The sequence below is a fragment of the Shewanella sp. NKUCC01_JLK genome (assembly GCF_019345615.1).
GTDB lineage: Bacteria > Pseudomonadota > Gammaproteobacteria > Enterobacterales > Shewanellaceae > Shewanella > Shewanella oncorhynchi.
The window spans coordinates 39,815-56,039 of the sequence record NZ_JAHKRD010000016.1; the positions used below are offsets into that span (position 1 = coordinate 39,815).

12 protein-coding genes are annotated in these 16,225 nt (G+C 46.7%); 7 read left to right on the forward strand and 5 right to left on the reverse strand.

Annotated features, from left to right (window positions below; translation table 11 throughout):
* Positions 1–91: 91 nt before the first annotated feature.
* From KO537_RS16920 to KO537_RS16930, 3 genes are all read right to left on the reverse strand, one after another.
* Positions 92–3,226, reverse strand: coding sequence for an efflux RND transporter permease subunit (locus KO537_RS16920; RefSeq protein ID WP_219235073.1), 3,135 nt, complete (start codon positions 3,224–3,226; stop codon positions 92–94).
* 9 nt (positions 3,227–3,235) lie between these two features.
* On the reverse strand, positions 3,236–4,381 hold the full coding sequence (locus KO537_RS16925; protein WP_105250703.1) for an efflux RND transporter periplasmic adaptor subunit: 1,146 nt from the start codon (positions 4,379–4,381) through the stop codon (positions 3,236–3,238).
* A gap of 814 nt (positions 4,382–5,195) precedes the next feature.
* On the reverse strand, positions 5,196–5,885 hold the full coding sequence (locus KO537_RS16930; protein WP_219235075.1) for a DNA-3-methyladenine glycosylase I: 690 nt from the start codon (positions 5,883–5,885) through the stop codon (positions 5,196–5,198).
* Between the two features lie 206 nt (positions 5,886–6,091).
* Between KO537_RS16930 and KO537_RS16935 the strand changes: the two genes are divergently transcribed.
* Positions 6,092–6,739 (forward strand): glutathione S-transferase family protein, encoded by a 648-nt coding sequence (locus KO537_RS16935; RefSeq protein WP_131524442.1) that lies wholly within the window; start codon positions 6,092–6,094, stop codon positions 6,737–6,739.
* A 24-nt stretch (positions 6,740–6,763) separates the two neighbouring features.
* Here the strand turns inward: KO537_RS16935 and KO537_RS16940 are convergent, their stop codons facing one another.
* Both KO537_RS16940 and prlC read right to left on the reverse strand, forming a co-directional pair.
* On the reverse strand, positions 6,764–7,294 hold the full coding sequence (locus KO537_RS16940) for a thioesterase family protein (protein WP_011791203.1): 531 nt from the start codon (positions 7,292–7,294) through the stop codon (positions 6,764–6,766).
* Between the two features lie 174 nt (positions 7,295–7,468).
* Positions 7,469–9,508 (reverse strand): oligopeptidase A, encoded by a 2,040-nt coding sequence (gene prlC, locus KO537_RS16945; RefSeq protein ID WP_173248372.1) that lies wholly within the window; start codon positions 9,506–9,508, stop codon positions 7,469–7,471.
* A gap of 269 nt (positions 9,509–9,777) precedes the next feature.
* Between prlC and KO537_RS16950 the strand changes: the two genes are divergently transcribed.
* From KO537_RS16950 to KO537_RS16975, 6 genes are all read left to right on the forward strand, one after another.
* Positions 9,778–10,569 (forward strand): hypothetical protein, encoded by a 792-nt coding sequence (locus KO537_RS16950; protein ID WP_173497829.1) that lies wholly within the window; start codon positions 9,778–9,780, stop codon positions 10,567–10,569.
* A gap of 152 nt (positions 10,570–10,721) precedes the next feature.
* On the forward strand, positions 10,722–11,288 hold the full coding sequence (locus KO537_RS16955; RefSeq protein WP_173497954.1) for a hypothetical protein: 567 nt from the start codon (positions 10,722–10,724) through the stop codon (positions 11,286–11,288).
* 146 nt (positions 11,289–11,434) lie between these two features.
* Positions 11,435–12,790 carry a glutathione-disulfide reductase gene (gorA, locus tag KO537_RS16960; protein WP_219235076.1) on the forward strand — a complete coding sequence of 452 codons (1,356 nt, stop codon included), beginning with the start codon at positions 11,435–11,437 and terminating at the stop codon, positions 12,788–12,790.
* 181 nt (positions 12,791–12,971) lie between these two features.
* Positions 12,972–13,172 (forward strand): DUF1656 domain-containing protein, encoded by a 201-nt coding sequence (locus KO537_RS16965; RefSeq protein ID WP_105250710.1) that lies wholly within the window; start codon positions 12,972–12,974, stop codon positions 13,170–13,172.
* A 6-nt stretch (positions 13,173–13,178) separates the two neighbouring features.
* The gene (locus tag KO537_RS16970) at positions 13,179–14,042 is read left to right on the forward strand and encodes an HlyD family secretion protein (protein ID WP_212599471.1); all 864 of its coding nucleotides are present in this window, start codon (positions 13,179–13,181) and stop codon (positions 14,040–14,042) included.
* A gap of 5 nt (positions 14,043–14,047) precedes the next feature.
* Positions 14,048–16,114, forward strand: a complete 2,067-nt coding sequence (locus KO537_RS16975; protein ID WP_219235079.1) for an FUSC family protein — start codon at positions 14,048–14,050, stop codon at positions 16,112–16,114.
* The last annotated feature ends 111 nt before the right edge of the window (positions 16,115–16,225 follow it).

Below are 16,225 nucleotides of genomic sequence, written 5' to 3' on the forward strand. Positions count from 1 at the left end.
GCGCACAGTGCCTATCCATCTTTATAACTAACAGCATTAAAATAACAAAAAGCCCTGCAATTGCAGGGCTTTAGTTTAGAAACGATCGAGCTTATTCAGCTGAGTTTGGCTTCTGTTCTTTACCTTTCTTCTCGCGCTTACTGAAGAGACGCTCCACTATCACGAAGAATAATGGTACGAAGAAGATCCCTAGGAAAGTCGAGCTCATCATACCGCCGAGTACACCTGTACCAATGGCGTTTTGACTACCAGAGCCTACACCGGTACTGATAGCTAACGGCACAACACCCAGGCCAAAGGCTAGAGACGTCATTAAGATGGGGCGAAGACGCACACGCACCGCATGTAAGGTCGCCTCGACTAAGCCTGAACCTTTCTCATAGAACTCTTTGGCGAATTCCACAATCAAGATGGCGTTCTTAGTCGCTAACCCTACTGTGGTTAACAGCCCCACTTGGAAGAACACGTCGTTTGGCAAGCCGCGACCATTCATTGCAATCAAGGCACCGATGATCCCGAGCGGAACCACGAGCACAACAGCAAAGGGTACCGACCAGCTTTCATAGAGTGCAGCCAATACTAAGAAGACCACTAAGATCGACAGAGCATACAGCGCTGGCGCTTGGTTACCCGATAGACGTTCTTCATAAGATAGACCGTTCCACGCGACACCAAAACCAGGAGGAAGCTGCTTGGCTAAGTCTTCCATAATTGTCATAGCTGCACCGGTACTGAAACCAGGAGCCGTGGCACCCTGAATGTTCATCGATGGTAAGCCGTTAAAGCGTTCTAAACGTGGAGAACCGTATTCCCATGCACCAGTGGCAAACGCAGAGAATGGCACCATGTCACCCTTGTTATTGCGCACGTACCAAGAATCTAAATCTCCCGGTTGCATACGATACTGGGCATCACCTTGCACATATACTTTCTTCACGCGGCCGCGGTCAATAAAGTCATTCACATAAGAACCACCCCAAGCCGTTGCAAGCACATTGTTCACATTAGTGATTTCAATGCCTAACGCGCTCAACTTAGCGTGATCTACATGTAATTGATAAATTGGCGCATCTTCTTGACCGTTTGGACGCACACCCATCAGATTTGGATTCTGTGCCGCCATACCAAGCAGTTGATTACGTGCCGCCACTAACTTCTCGTGGCCTTGGCCGTTCTTATCCTGCAGGTACATGTCGAAACCGTTCGCCGTCCCCAACTCGATTACCGCAGGCGGTACGAAGGCGAATACTAAGGCATCTTTCATCTGACCGAACACACCCATAGCGCGACCAGCAATAGACTTCACATCCATACCAGGCGCTTCACGCTCAGACCAATCCTTCAAACCAACGAAGGCGATACCCATGTTTTGCCCTTGACCCGCAAAACTGAAGCCCGCCACGCTAAACACCGACCTCACGCCCTCCTCAGCCATAAAGTGATCAGACACTTTCTCCAATACTTTTAAGGTGCTTTCTTGAGTCGAGTTAGTCGGCAAAATGGCTTGCGTGAACAAAATACCTTGGTCTTCATCTGGTAAGAACGCCGTAGGCATACGGATAAAGATCCAACCCACTGCAATAACCAGCACAACGTAAATCGCCATCACTCTAAAGCCGCGCTTGATGATCCCAGCAACGCTCGACTCATAACGATTAGTCAGTTTATCGAAACTACGGTTAAACCAACCAAAGAAGCCAGTTTCGATATGAGCATGGCCCTTCTTAATCGGTTTGAGCATAGTCGCACAAAGTGCAGGAGTTAAAATCAAAGCAACTAGAACAGACAACGCCATCGCAGATACGATAGTGATAGAGAACTGACGATAAATAACCCCCGTTGAACCTGACATAAATGCCATAGGGACAAACACTGCGGAGAGGGTCAGACCGATACCGACTAAAGCACCGGTAATTTGATCCATCGACTTACGCGTCGCTTCCAGTGGACTTAAGCCCTCCTCGGCCATTACCCGCTCGACGTTTTCCACCACCACAATCGCATCGTCCACCAGCAAACCAATGGCGAGCACCATAGCAAACATGGTTAAAGTGTTAATCGAGAAACCCGCTAACGACAGAATCGCAAAGGTTCCCAGCAATACTACAGGTACCGCAATAGTTGGGATCAAAGTTGCGCGGAAATTTTGCAAGAAGAGGTACATGATGATGAACACTAGTACAATAGCTTCAAGCAGGGTATGTACTACACCTTCTATCGATTTTTCAACGAAAGGCGTTGTATCGTAAGGGTAAACAACTTCTAGCCCTTGCGGGAAGAAAGGTTTCATCTCAGCAATTTTTTCACGAACAGCTTCAGCAGTATCAAGCGCGTTAGCACCCGTTGCCAGCTTAATCGCTAACCCTGTCGCAGGTTGACCATTATATAGTGACACCACAGCATAACTTTCAGAACCTAATTCAACCCGTGCCACATCGCTTAGGAAGACGTTTGCGCCTGAAATATCCGATTTAAGGATAATTTTGCGGAACTCTTCCGCCGTTTGTAAGCGGCTTTGAGCCGATACCGTTGCGTTCAACTCTTGGCCAGCCACAGAGGGCGCGCCACCTAACTGTCCAGCTGAAACTTGAGCGTTTTGAGAACGAATCGCAGCGATAACGTCTAAACTGGTCAAGTTGTATTGAGTCAATTTCAACGGATCTAGCCATATACGCATCGCATATTGGGCACCAAACAGCTGAATTTCACCTACGCCCGGTACGCGACTCATAGGATCTTGAATGTTCGCACCAACATAGTCGGCGATATCGCCTTTATCTAACGAACCATCGGTCGATACGAAGCCTAATACCATTAAGAAGCCTGAACTCGACTTGTTAACGTTAACCCCTTGCGCCTGCACCTCTTGCGGTAACAGGGTCATAGCGCCCTGTAACTTGTTCTGCACTTGAACCTGTGCAATATCCGGATCGGCTTCAGCGTTAAAGGTTAAAGTGATCTCAGCATTACCAAAACTGTCACTGGCTGAGGCGATATAACGGAGGTGATCGATACCCGTCATACGTTGCTCAATCACCTGAGTCACAGAATCTTCAACAATCTTAGCGGAAGCGCCAGGATAGTTAGCACTGATCACCACGGTCGGTGGTGCAATGTTAGGATATTGGGACACTGGCAGCGAGCGGATCGAAAGGATCCCCGCCAGCATAATAATCAAGGAGATCACCCACGCAAAGATGGGGCGATCAATAAAAAAACGTGCCATAGCTATGCCCTATTGTGCTTGCGTTTCAGAAATAACTTTGGTGGTTACTGGAGCGCCGGGACGAACTTTCTGTAATCCTTCCACAATCAACTTGTCGCCCACAGTTAAACCAGAAGTGACTCGCCATTGGTTGTTAATCACTTCTGCGGTCGTCACTGTTTTCGCTTCGACTAAACCTTGGTCATTCACCACCATAGCCACAGCTTCACCCTTAGAGTTACGCGTAATCGCTTTTTGTGGAACCAAGATAGCCTGTGGATCAGTGCCCGCATTTAACATAGCGCGAACATACATGCCAGGTAACAAGATACCTTCAGGGTTAGGGAATTCTGCGCGCAGAATAACTGAGCCAGTGTTTGGATCCACGCTCACTTCAGCGAACTGCAACTTACCCGGATGACTATATTGAGTACCATCTTCAAGCAATAATTTCACGTCTGCATTTTCTGAAGCTTGTAGTTTACCTTGCTGCAACTTAGCTTTAAGACGTAACAACTGAGCACTCGATTGCGCAATATCCACATTGATAGGATCAAGTTGTTGAATCGTCGCCAGCGTTTGGCTCTGGTTGGCAGTGACTAACGCACCCGCAGTCACACTCGATTTACCGATACGACCAGAGATAGGTGCTAATACTTCAGTATATTGCAGGTTGATTTTAGCGGTGTTAATCGCAGCTTCAGCCACGGTTACATTTGCCAATGCTTCTTTATATGCCGCTTCAGCTTCATCGAACTCTTGCTTACTGATGGCGTTGGTTTTTACCAATTGCTGATAACGTGCCGCCTTAGCTTTTGCTGAGGCTAAGCCCGCATTCGCTCTGGCTAAATCAGCATTGGCACTCACTAAAGCAGCTTTATAAGTAGAAGAGTCAATCTGATACAAGGATTCACCCTGTTTCACATTGCCACCTTCAACAAAACTACGCTTAGTGATAATACCGTTAACCTGTGGACGAACTTCAGCCTCGAGGAAAGCTTTACTGCGTCCTGGTAATTCCACCTGAATCACTTGTGGCTGGGCAACAACATTAAGGATTCCCACTTCCATACTACGTGGACCAGCACCCGCCTGAGCGCTCTCTTCTTGAGGGCTGCAAGCTGCCATCCATAACGCCACGCTTATAACTGAGGCAAGTTTAATTGTCTGCCGCATGAGAACTCCTTCAAATATTAACTGCCCACATACCAGTACACTTATTGCGCTGACACGAGCCGTAATTATAACTAAAATCAAATCCGTTATTTATCTCATAGCCTATATGAATCAACAAGGAAGATAACGAAACTAAATTGTAAACTAATGAAAATTTTCACTCATTCAGCATTACTATATTCATCGAATTGTTATTCGATTTAAAAAATCGGTTAACTTTGAGTGGCATTGTTAGGGGGATATGCCGTAAAACACCCAATAAGCCTACTCCATATTGAATATGTTGCAAATCTGTTCATATTCTAGACTTGCGGCAGGCCAAGGCCCACAGCTCAATGACGTTAGCTTAACCGTCACTTGTTGCAATAATTTGTACATAGAGACGAAAACGCAGCGCGCTTGTTTTTACTCAGGCCACTCTCAGCATCAAGTCGTTAAAAACGACCCTATCAAGACTGACAATACCGAAAGAGAGTAAGCAAAGAGCTGGCTTCAGACTGCTTGTGCGTAAAAACATGAATACATCCGATAGCGGATTGCTGTGCAGTTTATTACATCTACTATTTGTGCACGGCTAAAAGGCAGCGCCAGCGTTATGAGTCAACGCCACACAATTAAACAGTCACAAATAATAGCTAGCGGGCTATTTTAGTGGTTACCCCAAAACGGAGCAAACCCGAAATTCAGATTAATACCCCATTAAATGAAACTCAGACTCCCACAAATAATGCTTCTGTAATGACAAATATTGCTAGCAAAGCAATATTTGTCTATTAAAACTAATTTGTTCATCTTCAATCACAACTTAACAGGACTAAATTCGATTATCGCCCACGCTGCAAGCCAAAATACGGCTGATATCAGCCAAACAACGACCCGACTCCTGTTGCCACTGATTAAATACGGCTTGCACTTGCTTAAGCGCCGTTTGTGATGAAAAGCCCGCATCGACTAACTTATGTGCTTTAAAATAGCCTTGTACATCATCGGTTAACAAAAAGGTATCTTTGCCAATGCCGCGCAGAAAATAAGGACCCGTATTGCCGCCCAATCGAGTACCGCGTTTCTTCAACAACGCCCACAAACCAATAATATCCTGCGTCGGCCAAGCGGCGATCAGTTGCGCCAAACTGCCATGTTCGCGAGCAACATCGTGGATCATCAGAGCATTATCATAAATGGCTTGAGTCTTTTTAAGATGGCGAATCAAGGTCGCATCACTTGCCCGCGCTTGAATTTGCTCAGGCGATAACATTAATACTTTATGCGGTTCGAACCCAAAGAATGACTTCTCATACTCGGGCCATTTGTTAACAACCACCCGCCATACAAAACCACTTTGAAACACCTGACGGCTCATCGCCGACAATAATTCAGCATCCCGATATTGGCGAATTTCATCATCAGACAGGCAACCAGACAACAAGGCTTCGAGTCCAGCAGGTCCGCCTTTGCGCTCACTGGCTCTGGCATAAATAGATGAAAAACGCTCTAACTGGCTCATATTATTACCTTTAAAATGATTAAATCCCGACACTTTCTATATGGGCTCATAATACCGATTTTTATCCTTGATAGATCACTTGGCTTTGCCAATAAAAATTGTGTTTATTCCAGCATTTTTTAAGAAAACTCTTACAGCAGGCGCTTCAATTACGACTAAAGTTAAAACGTAAAGTCCGTAAAAGACTGGGTTTGGAGTGAGTGCCTATGGAGCTTTTTTATCACCCGTTATCACGCTATTCACAGAAAGTGCTCATCGCACTTTATGAAAAGCAGGCCAACTTCTACCCCAGAATCATAGATCTACGCGACCCTTTGTCTCGCAAGGAATTTCACCAACGTTATCCGCAAGCGCGAATCCCCCTGCTTAAAGCCCAAAATGAACAGCTGATACCCGAATCCAGCATTATTATCGAGTACTTAGATAGGCATTTTGAAAACAGTACCCAGCTGCTGCCACAAGAACCACAACGCAACTTACAGGTACGTTTGTTCGATCGCATCATAGACAATGATATTAACAACCCATTATTTCAATTAGAAAAGTTAAAGCATATAGAAGACAGTAATGAATTCGAAATCAAACAATTAGAGAAGCAACTACTGACACAGTTTCAACGCTTAGACGCGCAACTCACACAACATCATTGGGTCTGTGGCGACAGTTTTACCTTAGCCGACTGTGCACTCATCCCTTGCTTAAGCTATAGCTTCCAACATCTAAACCTGTTGGATTTAGATGAAATCGTGCGCTATTGGCAACAGGCACAACTGCGTGGCGCTTGGATGTTAGTACAAGAAGAGGTGTTACTGGCTGAGATGGAGGAAACGGCAGGAATAAGAGGCATACCTTAACGAGTAAGTCATGCCTCAACACAATCACATATTGCGTTCTTTCTTCAACTGCAAAAACGCTTTCCACTTCACGACTTCGGGCGGCAACTCAGGTGCAGGATCGGTATAACCCGCTTCTTTCACGAGTACATCTAGCGGCACTTGCTTACCTTTGCACACAAACACACCGCGTACATGGACGATACAATGTAGGCCACGTTCGCTCACAAAGCGTTGTTCAATATAGAAATATTTTTCATCCCAACCGACGACTTTGGTTTCAATCTCAAAAGTTTTCAGCGGCTTAATATCGCGAATATAGGTAAATTCGGCGGCGTTGACTATTGGCATCCACTTCAACTTTAAGAAACGTTTCAGCAGACCCATCTCAGCCAACATATAAGTCCGCGCCAGATCCATAAACGCAGGATAGCGAGAATTAGTGAGATGGAAATTGATATCGCAATCGCTCGGTAAAGCACGATAAGTGATACGGCTTGTCCCTAGAAAATCGATCTTACGACAATGGCGCGTGCGCCAGAATAACAACCAAAACAAACGAAAATACAGATTCATAACGCACCGCCCTTGAAATAAGAGCCACAGGCTAACAGAGGTCATACCACAGGGCAAGCGAGATATAGCTCACAAAAAAGACGCCCTAAGGCGTCTTTTTATCGTTCGATTAAGCTAAATACCCTCAGATAATCATCCCATTAAAATGGCTGATTTATCAAAACTCACAATTGCTTATGCAGCAATGCCTGAATGTCTTAACAGAGCATCGATATTCGGCTCGCGTCCCATAAACTGTTTGAACAAGTCCATCGGTTCGGCTGAGCCACCCATTTCGAGGATATTGTGCAGGAAGCGACGACCCGTTTCAGGGTTAAAAATACCTTCCTCTTCGAAGCGGGAAAACGCATCCGCCGACAGCACTTCAGCCCATTTATAGCTGTAATAACCTGCGGCATAACCACCCGCAAAAATATGGGCAAATCCATGTTGGAAACGGTTAAAATCCGGCGGTGTTAATACGGCCACCTGACGACGCACTTCGTCTAAGGTTTCTTGAATGCACGCGCCTTTAGCTGGGTCGTATTCGTGGTGCATTCTAAAATCGAACAACGAGAACTCGAGTTGGCGCAGCATCATCATGCCAGACTGGAAGTTTTTCGCCGCCAGCATTTTATCTAACAAGGCTTTAGGTAATGGCTCGCCCGTTTCGAAGTGGCCAGAAATTTCGGCTAATGCTTCTTCCTGCCAACACCAGTTTTCCATAAATTGACTTGGTAACTCGACCGCATCCCAAGGCACACCATTGATACCCGACACGCCTGCAACATCGATTTTGGTCAGCATGTGGTGGATACCATGGCCAAATTCGTGGAACAGGGTTGTCACTTCATCATGGGTAAACAGCGCAGGTTTGCCATCGACCGGACCATTAAAGTTACAGGTCAAATAAGCCACTGGCTTTTGTAATCCATTGGCGGTTTGACGGCGCACACGGCAGTCATCCATCCAAGCACCACCACGTTTACCTGTGCGGGCATATAAATCGAGGTAGAAACTACCTCTGTGTTCGTCAGTTTCGTCGAAAATATCGAAGAAACGCACGTCTTTATGCCATCGGTCAAAATCCTTTTGCTCAAGGATTTTAAGGCCGAACAAACGCGATACTGTGTAGAACAACCCCGAGAGCACTTTATCTTCGGGGAAATACGGACGCAGGATTTCCTGTGAAATCTCATACTTATGCTGCTGCAACTTCTCAGCATAGAAACTTAAGTCCCAAGAGGCCATTTCAGTCACGCCATATTCGGCCTCAGCAAACGCTCTCAGCTCAGCCAGTTCTGCCTTAGCTTGATCCTTTGAGCGCAGCGCTAATTCATTTAAAAATGCCATCACCTGCGCCGGCGTTTCAGCCATTTTCGTCGCTAGGGATTTGTCAGCAAAACTGTCAAAACCGAGTAACAATGCGAGTTCGTGGCGCAAAGCAAGAATTTCGTCCATCAGCGGGCTGTTATCAAACTCTCCGGCATTGGGACCTTGATCTGAAGCGCGAGTGACAAACGCACGGTAGCATTCTTCCCTAAGACTGCGGTTTTCGCTGTAGGTCATGACGGGTAGATAAGATGGAAAATCTAAGGTAAATAACCAACCTTCTAGCTCACGCGACTGCGCCATCGCTTTAGCGGCGGCTTTGGCAGACTCAGGCAAACCAGCAAGCTCAGCTTCATCAGTGATCAACTTAGTCCAAGCTTGCGTCGCATCCAGTAATTGATTCGAAAAACCACTGGTGAGTTCAGAAAGACGTTTTACAATCTCGCCATAACGCACTTTTTGCGCGTCATCTAAACCAATACCCGATAGTTCAAAGTCGCGCAGGCTGTGCTCTATCACCATCTGCTGCGCTTGGCTCAATTGTGCAAATTCATTGGATGCTCGCAGCGCTTTATAGGCTTGATACAAACCTTGGTGTTGGCCAACGTAAGTACCGTATTCCGATAAAAGAGGTAAACAAGCATCATGGGCGGCACGCCACTCATCTGTGCTAGTCACTGAATTCATATGAGAAACGGGCGACCAAATTTGGCTTAGCTCATCGTCAACCTGTTCTAATGGCGCGACCAAGTTGTCCCACGTAAAAGGACCTTGGTTCTGCAGCACTTCATCAATCTTAGTGCGGCACTGAGCAATGGCATGCTCAACGGCGACTTGAATATGTTCCGGTTTAATCTGTGAAAAAAGCGGTAATTTTGCGCCGCTAAGCAAAGGGTTGCTCATATTGACTCCTCAACAATCTGTATCTGTTATAAATAAGGGCTAATGGCCTATTTATCAAGGCGAGAAAACCGATTGTCCCCTTCGAACGCCTTACTTAACCCTATTTCCCCTGAAAAAAAGTGAACTAGTTCGCATTTAGGATTTACGTTTTATTTACCTACACATTGTTGCAATCTCGATCGCAAATCGAATCAATTCGCATTAATGTTTGTATGTGAGCAAGGTATTATCTGCGTAACTAACGTACCTCGACCAAAATCAGTAAAAATATGGCAACACACTCAGTGAAACTTATCGCCAGCGTCCTCTGCACATTAGGGATCAACTGCCTTAGTCACAACGCAGTTGCTAATGAGGGCCTAGAACAAGTCGATAGTATTTCAAACACCATATTACCCCGCCAGATAACAGAACCTTTGGCGGTGACGCTGGATTTAGGTTGGGACAGCAAATATGTCTCACAGGGTCGCAATAACTTGCAAAATGGGGGTATTTATTGGCTCAATGCTGCTGTTCAACACGGCAACTTAACCACTTATGCCTTAGTCGGACGCGGTGATAGCCAAGCCTATACAGAGTGGAATATCGGCCTTGAATATGGGTTCAACTTAGCCGAAAACCTAGAGGCCAATTTGGGATATCAGCGCATTGAAGGCTATAGCAATAGCCGCTGCCAAGATAACGAGCTATTTGCAGAACTCGCCTACAGCGCCACAGCTTGGTTGGTACCATCGGTGAGTTATGTCTATTCCACAGAAGCGGCAGGCTACTTTGTTGAAGTGAGTTTGCACAGTTATTGGAATATCACAGACCAGTTCAGCCTCACGCCCTATATCACTCAAGGGTTTGATTTTAAATACCGCACAGAAGAACACGATGGCAGTAATAACCTGCAGTTTGGCCTCGAAGCGAATTATCAACTGACCCCAAGCATGAATATTAGCGGGCACATTAGCCACAGCATTGCCCAGAGTGATATTGAGCAAGAAGCCTCAGCCAATGGCGATATGAGTTCACAGGATCAAACCTATGCAGGCATCCACTTTGCAATAACGTTTTAACGTCGTTTTAGCTCTGTGTTTCTAGCGCTGTATTGCAACCTTCCTCTGTCAATTTATCCCGTGACATTTGGCAAAAACAAAGCTCACTAACTAAACTCAAAATGTCGACGGAGCGACTCACTATTCATATCGATTTTGCCGAGGAACAGGGAATGTTAACGCATCATTTCTATCTTATCCGAACCGCTGTCATTACCTTGCTCCTGCTTTTTATCCCAGTGACAAGCTCGACTAATGCGCAGCAGGTATCTGAGCCTGAACCGAGTCTAGAATCCTTAGCGCAACCGACACAAACCGCGCCTTTGCCCCTAGGCACTTTGCTCGACAATGAGGGCAAGCCGATTAATGTGCCTAACCAAGTGCAAAGTGCATTCGAGTATTCGCCCCCCACTGTCACACCCGCAGAGCCATCCAAAACCAATAAATCAACTAAAGCCACTCAATCGAACAAAGCCGCTAAGAGTAAAAAACTCAGTCGCAAACAACAGCTCGCCAGTCGTGAACATGTCGCCAATGATCCTAACTGCCGTTGGCTCGATAAACGTATGGATCAGCTAGAGTCCCTACTCGGCGACAAGCAAGATAACGCTGCTAAACATCAAGCCGACGAACTCAGCGCCCGCCAAAAAGAGTGGCAGTGTTTAAAATGTGGTGCAGAAGGCCCAGCTCAAAACGATCACTCTAAGTGCCAATATCGCCGCGAAACAGCCACGCGATAACAACTGAATGCAACTTTAGGAGTATTTTTATTAAAAGCAATGCCTTATACGTTAGTGATGCAATAGGCTGGTCTGTTACCGCAAAGCCCCCTACAATGACCTTCTGCTGTAAAGCATCTCATCCTTGAAGTAAGACGGAGAAACTCATGGCTCAACATTTTGACTATATCTGCATAGGCGCAGGCAGCGGCGGTATCGCCTCAGCAAACCGAGCGGCAATGCGTGGTGCTAAGGTTCTACTTATCGAAGCCAAACACGTGGGTGGCACCTGTGTAAACGTAGGTTGTGTGCCCAAAAAAGTCATGTGGTATGGCGCCCATGTTGCCGAAGCGATGAACCTTTACGCCAAAGATTATGGTTTCGACGTCACTGTTAATAAATTCGATTGGAACACTTTGGTCGAAAACCGCGAAGCCTACATTGGTCGCATTCACGATGCCTATGGCCGTGGTTTTGCCAACAATAAAGTGACGCTGTTAAATGGCTACGGCCGTTTTGTGGATGGCAACACCATCGAAGTGGACGGCGAACATTACACCGCCGATCACATCCTTATCGCCACTGGCGGCGCACCGACGATTCCGAACATTCCTGGCGCGCAATACGGTATCGACTCCGATGGTTTCTTCGCCCTACGCGAGCAACCTAAGCGCGTTGCCGTTGTTGGCGCGGGTTATATCGCTGTTGAAGTCGCTGGCGTGTTACACGCTCTGGGCAGTGAAACTCACTTATTAGTGCGTAAACATGCGCCGCTGCGTAACTTTGACCCTATATTAGTCGATGCTCTCGTCGATGCGATGGCAACCGAAGGCCCAACATTGCACACCCATAGCGTGCCAAAAGCCGTGGTTAAAAATGCCGATGACAGCCTGACATTAAACTTAGAAAACGGTGAAAGCATTACAGTCGATTGCTTGATTTGGGCGATTGGCCGCTCACCTGCGACGGGCAATATCGGCTTAGAAAACACCGAAGTGCAATTAGATAGCAAAGGCTATGTCATCACTGACGAGCAACAAAATACGACTCACAAAGGAATTTACTGTGTCGGCGACATTATGGCGGGCGGCGTAGAGCTCACCCCTGTTGCGGTTAAAGCGGGCCGTTTGTTATCCGAGCGTTTATTTAACGGCATGACAGATGCCAAAATGGATTATAGCCTGATCCCAACGGTCGTGTTCAGCCATCCACCAATAGGTACTATGGGCTTGACCGAACCAGAAGCTCGTACTCAATACGGCGATGATAACGTCAAAGTGTATACCTCGACGTTTACCTCAATGTACACCGCCGTTACAGCCCATCGCCAAGCCTGTAAGATGAAGTTAGTTTGCGCAGGCAAGGACGAAAAAGTCGTCGGTATTCATGGTATTGGTTTTGGTATGGACGAAATCCTCCAAGGTTTCGGCGTCGCTATGAAAATGGGCGCAACTAAGGCCGATTTCGATGCGGTTGTTGCTATCCACCCAACGGGCGCCGAAGAATTCGTTACTATGAGGTAAAAGCGATTTTTGCTTTGATTTCATTATATTTAGGGCCAGCTAATGCTGGCCCTAATTGATCACAGATAACATAAAACCATTAACTCTCACGCGACTTTCCTATAATCTCGACTAAGTACTTTGCATTTTAAACACCTAGCGCGGTTATCGCTGCGCCACTGTCATCGGGATAAATAGCGTAATGCTTAAAGAACTCGCGTTCGATGGTTTGTTATTTAGTCCATTAATTATCTTTATCCCCTTAGCTTTTCTGCTTTCCTGCATCACTCGCTGGGTACTCTATCAAACTGGGCTCTATCACAAGCTGTGGCGCGCAGCTTGGTTCGAAGTTGGGCTGTTTATCTGCTATCTGGCGTTGGTCATTTACTTGCTTGGGAGTTGATTGTTCATGGGAAAAATCTTTCGTATCAGCCTCACCCTTATTGTGGTCGCGATTGCAGGTATCGCCGGACATTGGATATGGTCGCACTACCTTTATTCTCCTTGGACCCGCGACGGCCGAGTTCGCGCCGAAATCATTACCATAGCGCCAGATGTATCCGGTTGGGTAAACCAACTGAATGTAAAAGACAATCAAGTCGTTAATAAAGGTGATGTATTGTTCACAGTGGACGATACCCGCTACAAAGCCACCATTGCCGAATTGAATGCCAAAGCGGAAAGCCAAAAATTAGCATGGGAACTGGCAAAACATAAATACAAACGCCGTATTGGTTTGACCAACGCCAACTTAGTCAGCAAAGAAACCTTCGACGAAGCCTTTATCAATACCGAACTGGCAAGAACCAGTTATGAACTCGCACAGGCACAATTGAATACCGCCAAAATTGACTTAGCGCGGACGCAAATTCACGCCCCCGAAAATGGCACCCTAATCAATTTAAGCCTGCGTAATGGCAACTATGTCAGCAAAGGCAACTCAGTATTTTCGCTCGTTAAACAAGACTCTCTCTATATCACAGGGTATTTTGAAGAAACCAAAATCCCCTTGGTTCACATAGGTCAAAACGCCGATGTCAGCCTAATGAGTGGTGGCCATGTCTTGCACGGCAAAGTGGTCAGCATAGGTAAGGCGATTGCCAATACCAATGTCACCGCTAATGGGCAGTTATTACCGCAAATTGGCCAAACCTTTAATTGGGTGAGGTTGTCACAGCGTATTCCGGTCGATATCCAGCTAGATAGCATTCCTAAGGACATAGAGCTGAGCGTCGGCATGACAGTTTCCATCCAGCTACAGACTGACAAATAGTCATTATGACGCTGTTACTTAAGAGTTTATTTTTTCCTGACCGACGAACCCTCATTTTCGCGATTAAAGGCGTGATTTCGATGGCGCTCGCCTTATATGTGGCCATGTTTTTAAATTTAGAACGGCCATATTGGGCGCTGGTGTCGGCGGTATTTTTGCAAATTCGCCCCGAAAGTGGCCTCGTGATCGAAAAGGGCTTATGCCAAATTGGCGGCACCTTAGTCGGCGCACTCGCGGGGATTGCCATACTCAACGGGTTTACGCCCTATCCCGAACTCGCCTTAGGATTACTCGCCTGCTGGATAGGGTTAAATTCTGGGTTGTCGGCCATGGTGCGCCAGCAAAACTTTGTCTATGCCTTTGCTATGGCGGGCATGACAGCCTGCTTGATAGTGCTCATTGTGATGGCGAGCCCAGGCACAGCCGATAGTGCAAAAATATTCGATGTGGCGCAGGCGAGGATCAGCGAAATTATCGTCGGCGCAATTTGTGCCGTCTTGGTCAGTTCGCTACTTTGGCCGACTAAGGTAAAACATGGTCTGCAACTGCATGCTAAAAACACAATTAATCAAACGCTTAACTATCTTGCATTAGAACTCGATTTACAGGGCGTACATGCGAGCCGCCATGAACATATCGACACTATTATGGAATCAGTATCGGCGCTGAGTGACGACTCCAGCGCGGTGATTTATGAAGGTCCCGAAGGTCGCGGGCAGAGCCATGCGGCGAACTTTCTCTGCAATAAAACCCTTTCGCTGTTGGCGGCAATCCAAATATTTGGCCGACTACAACGTAATCATTCCCATCTGGTCAGCGAACCGCTCGCGAAAACCTTAGCCAATATGCGCAGCAGTTTTACCCTGATGGCGCAATCCACTGATGACCAAGAATGCTACAAAATGGCGCGTACTTTAAGGTATCAACTCCAACAAAACCTGATGCAATACCGCGACCGAACCCCATTAGAGACTCGCTTACTCAAAGTTGCGATGGAGTTAAGCGCCGATCTGATCATGGTGCTCAAGAGTTATAACGTACTGACAAGCAATTCTGCGGTACAACTCAACGCGCCGCCAATGGAATTTCACCGAGATCCACTGATAGGGTTTACGACCGGTCTACGCAGCATGGCGGTATTTGTCATTGGGGCTTCGCTGTGGATCGGCACAGGGTCGAGTGCGGTACTCATGATGATCCTGATGCCTGTGGTCTTTTCCATCATGATGGCGCGCCAGCCACTGCCGATGCTAACCACGATTTTGCGCCGTATTCTTGTCGGTATCACTATCGCTGTGCCCCTCACAGTGTTTTACGCTTTACCTTTGCTGGCAGAGAGTAGCGGCGATTTCGAAATCCTCATTTTAGTGCTCGCAGGTCCCTTTTTTATTGGGCTACTCGCCTTAGCGAATCGACCGACCTTGCCCTATGGTCTCGGGATTTGCGTGCCGTTTGCGGTATTAGTACAGCCCAGTAATACCATTTCATTTGCGATAGAAAACACTGTCAGCAATGCCTTAGCGATTTTTGTTGGCGTCACTGTGCTGTATTGGTTGTTTAAATTGATTACCGAACCTAGCCAGCGTTTGATGCAATATCGTCTGCTGCAATCCATCCAAAAAGATCTAGTGCATATCGCGCAGCATAACGATCCTGAGCCTTGGTTTAACGCCCGCATGGGCGATCGACTGCTGCGGATAGCCAGTTACGAAAAAGGCTCGGGCAAGAGTTCGAGGGTATTTACCGATCTGGTGTTTACTGCACTTAATCTAGGCCATGTGTCGATTCGAATGCGACGCATGTTGCAGGGGATTTCAGATACGCACTCAGACTTAGAAAATGCACTCAACCTCTGGCAACACAATTTAGGTCAGGCATTTATCGCCTGCGCCCACGGCCAAGTCGCAGAAGAGTTTAACATCAGCAGCGAAGCCTTATTACAAGCGCTGGCGCAATGCCCGTTACCCCACGAACAATTCACTCTGATTACTGGGATGTTTGAACGCATCACATTAACCTTCGAACGCACTGCCCACAGTATCGCCGAGCAGAAAAACACCTCTGAAAAATAGTCAGCTCTCAAACTATTTTCCGCCGAAAAAGCCACTCTCGTGCTGCCGCCAAAACCATTTAAATCCAATAGAAGCTTGATATTTGGCCGATAAAATGCCTTAATATAATTA

Bases quoted from the DNA above. Each gene is read 5' to 3' on its own strand.
- KO537_RS16920 (WP_219235073.1), bottom strand. From the start codon at position 3,226: ATGGCACGTTTTTTTATTGATCGCCCCATCTTTGCGTGGGTGATCTCC.
- KO537_RS16925 (WP_105250703.1), bottom strand. From the start codon at position 4,381: ATGCGGCAGACAATTAAACTTGCCTCAGTTATAAGCGTGGCGTTATGG.
- KO537_RS16930 (WP_219235075.1), bottom strand. From the start codon at position 5,885: ATGAGCCAGTTAGAGCGTTTTTCATCTATTTATGCCAGAGCCAGTGAG.
- KO537_RS16935 (WP_131524442.1), top strand. From the start codon at position 6,092: ATGGAGCTTTTTTATCACCCGTTATCACGCTATTCACAGAAAGTGCTC.
- KO537_RS16940 (WP_011791203.1), bottom strand. From the start codon at position 7,294: ATGAATCTGTATTTTCGTTTGTTTTGGTTGTTATTCTGGCGCACGCGC.
- prlC (WP_173248372.1), bottom strand. From the start codon at position 9,508: ATGAGCAACCCTTTGCTTAGCGGCGCAAAATTACCGCTTTTTTCACAG.
- KO537_RS16950 (WP_173497829.1), top strand. From the start codon at position 9,778: ATGGCAACACACTCAGTGAAACTTATCGCCAGCGTCCTCTGCACATTA.
- KO537_RS16955 (WP_173497954.1), top strand. From the start codon at position 10,722: ATGTTAACGCATCATTTCTATCTTATCCGAACCGCTGTCATTACCTTG.
- gorA (WP_219235076.1), top strand. From the start codon at position 11,435: ATGGCTCAACATTTTGACTATATCTGCATAGGCGCAGGCAGCGGCGGT.
- KO537_RS16965 (WP_105250710.1), top strand. From the start codon at position 12,972: ATGCTTAAAGAACTCGCGTTCGATGGTTTGTTATTTAGTCCATTAATT.
- KO537_RS16970 (WP_212599471.1), top strand. From the start codon at position 13,179: ATGGGAAAAATCTTTCGTATCAGCCTCACCCTTATTGTGGTCGCGATT.
- KO537_RS16975 (WP_219235079.1), top strand. From the start codon at position 14,048: ATGACGCTGTTACTTAAGAGTTTATTTTTTCCTGACCGACGAACCCTC.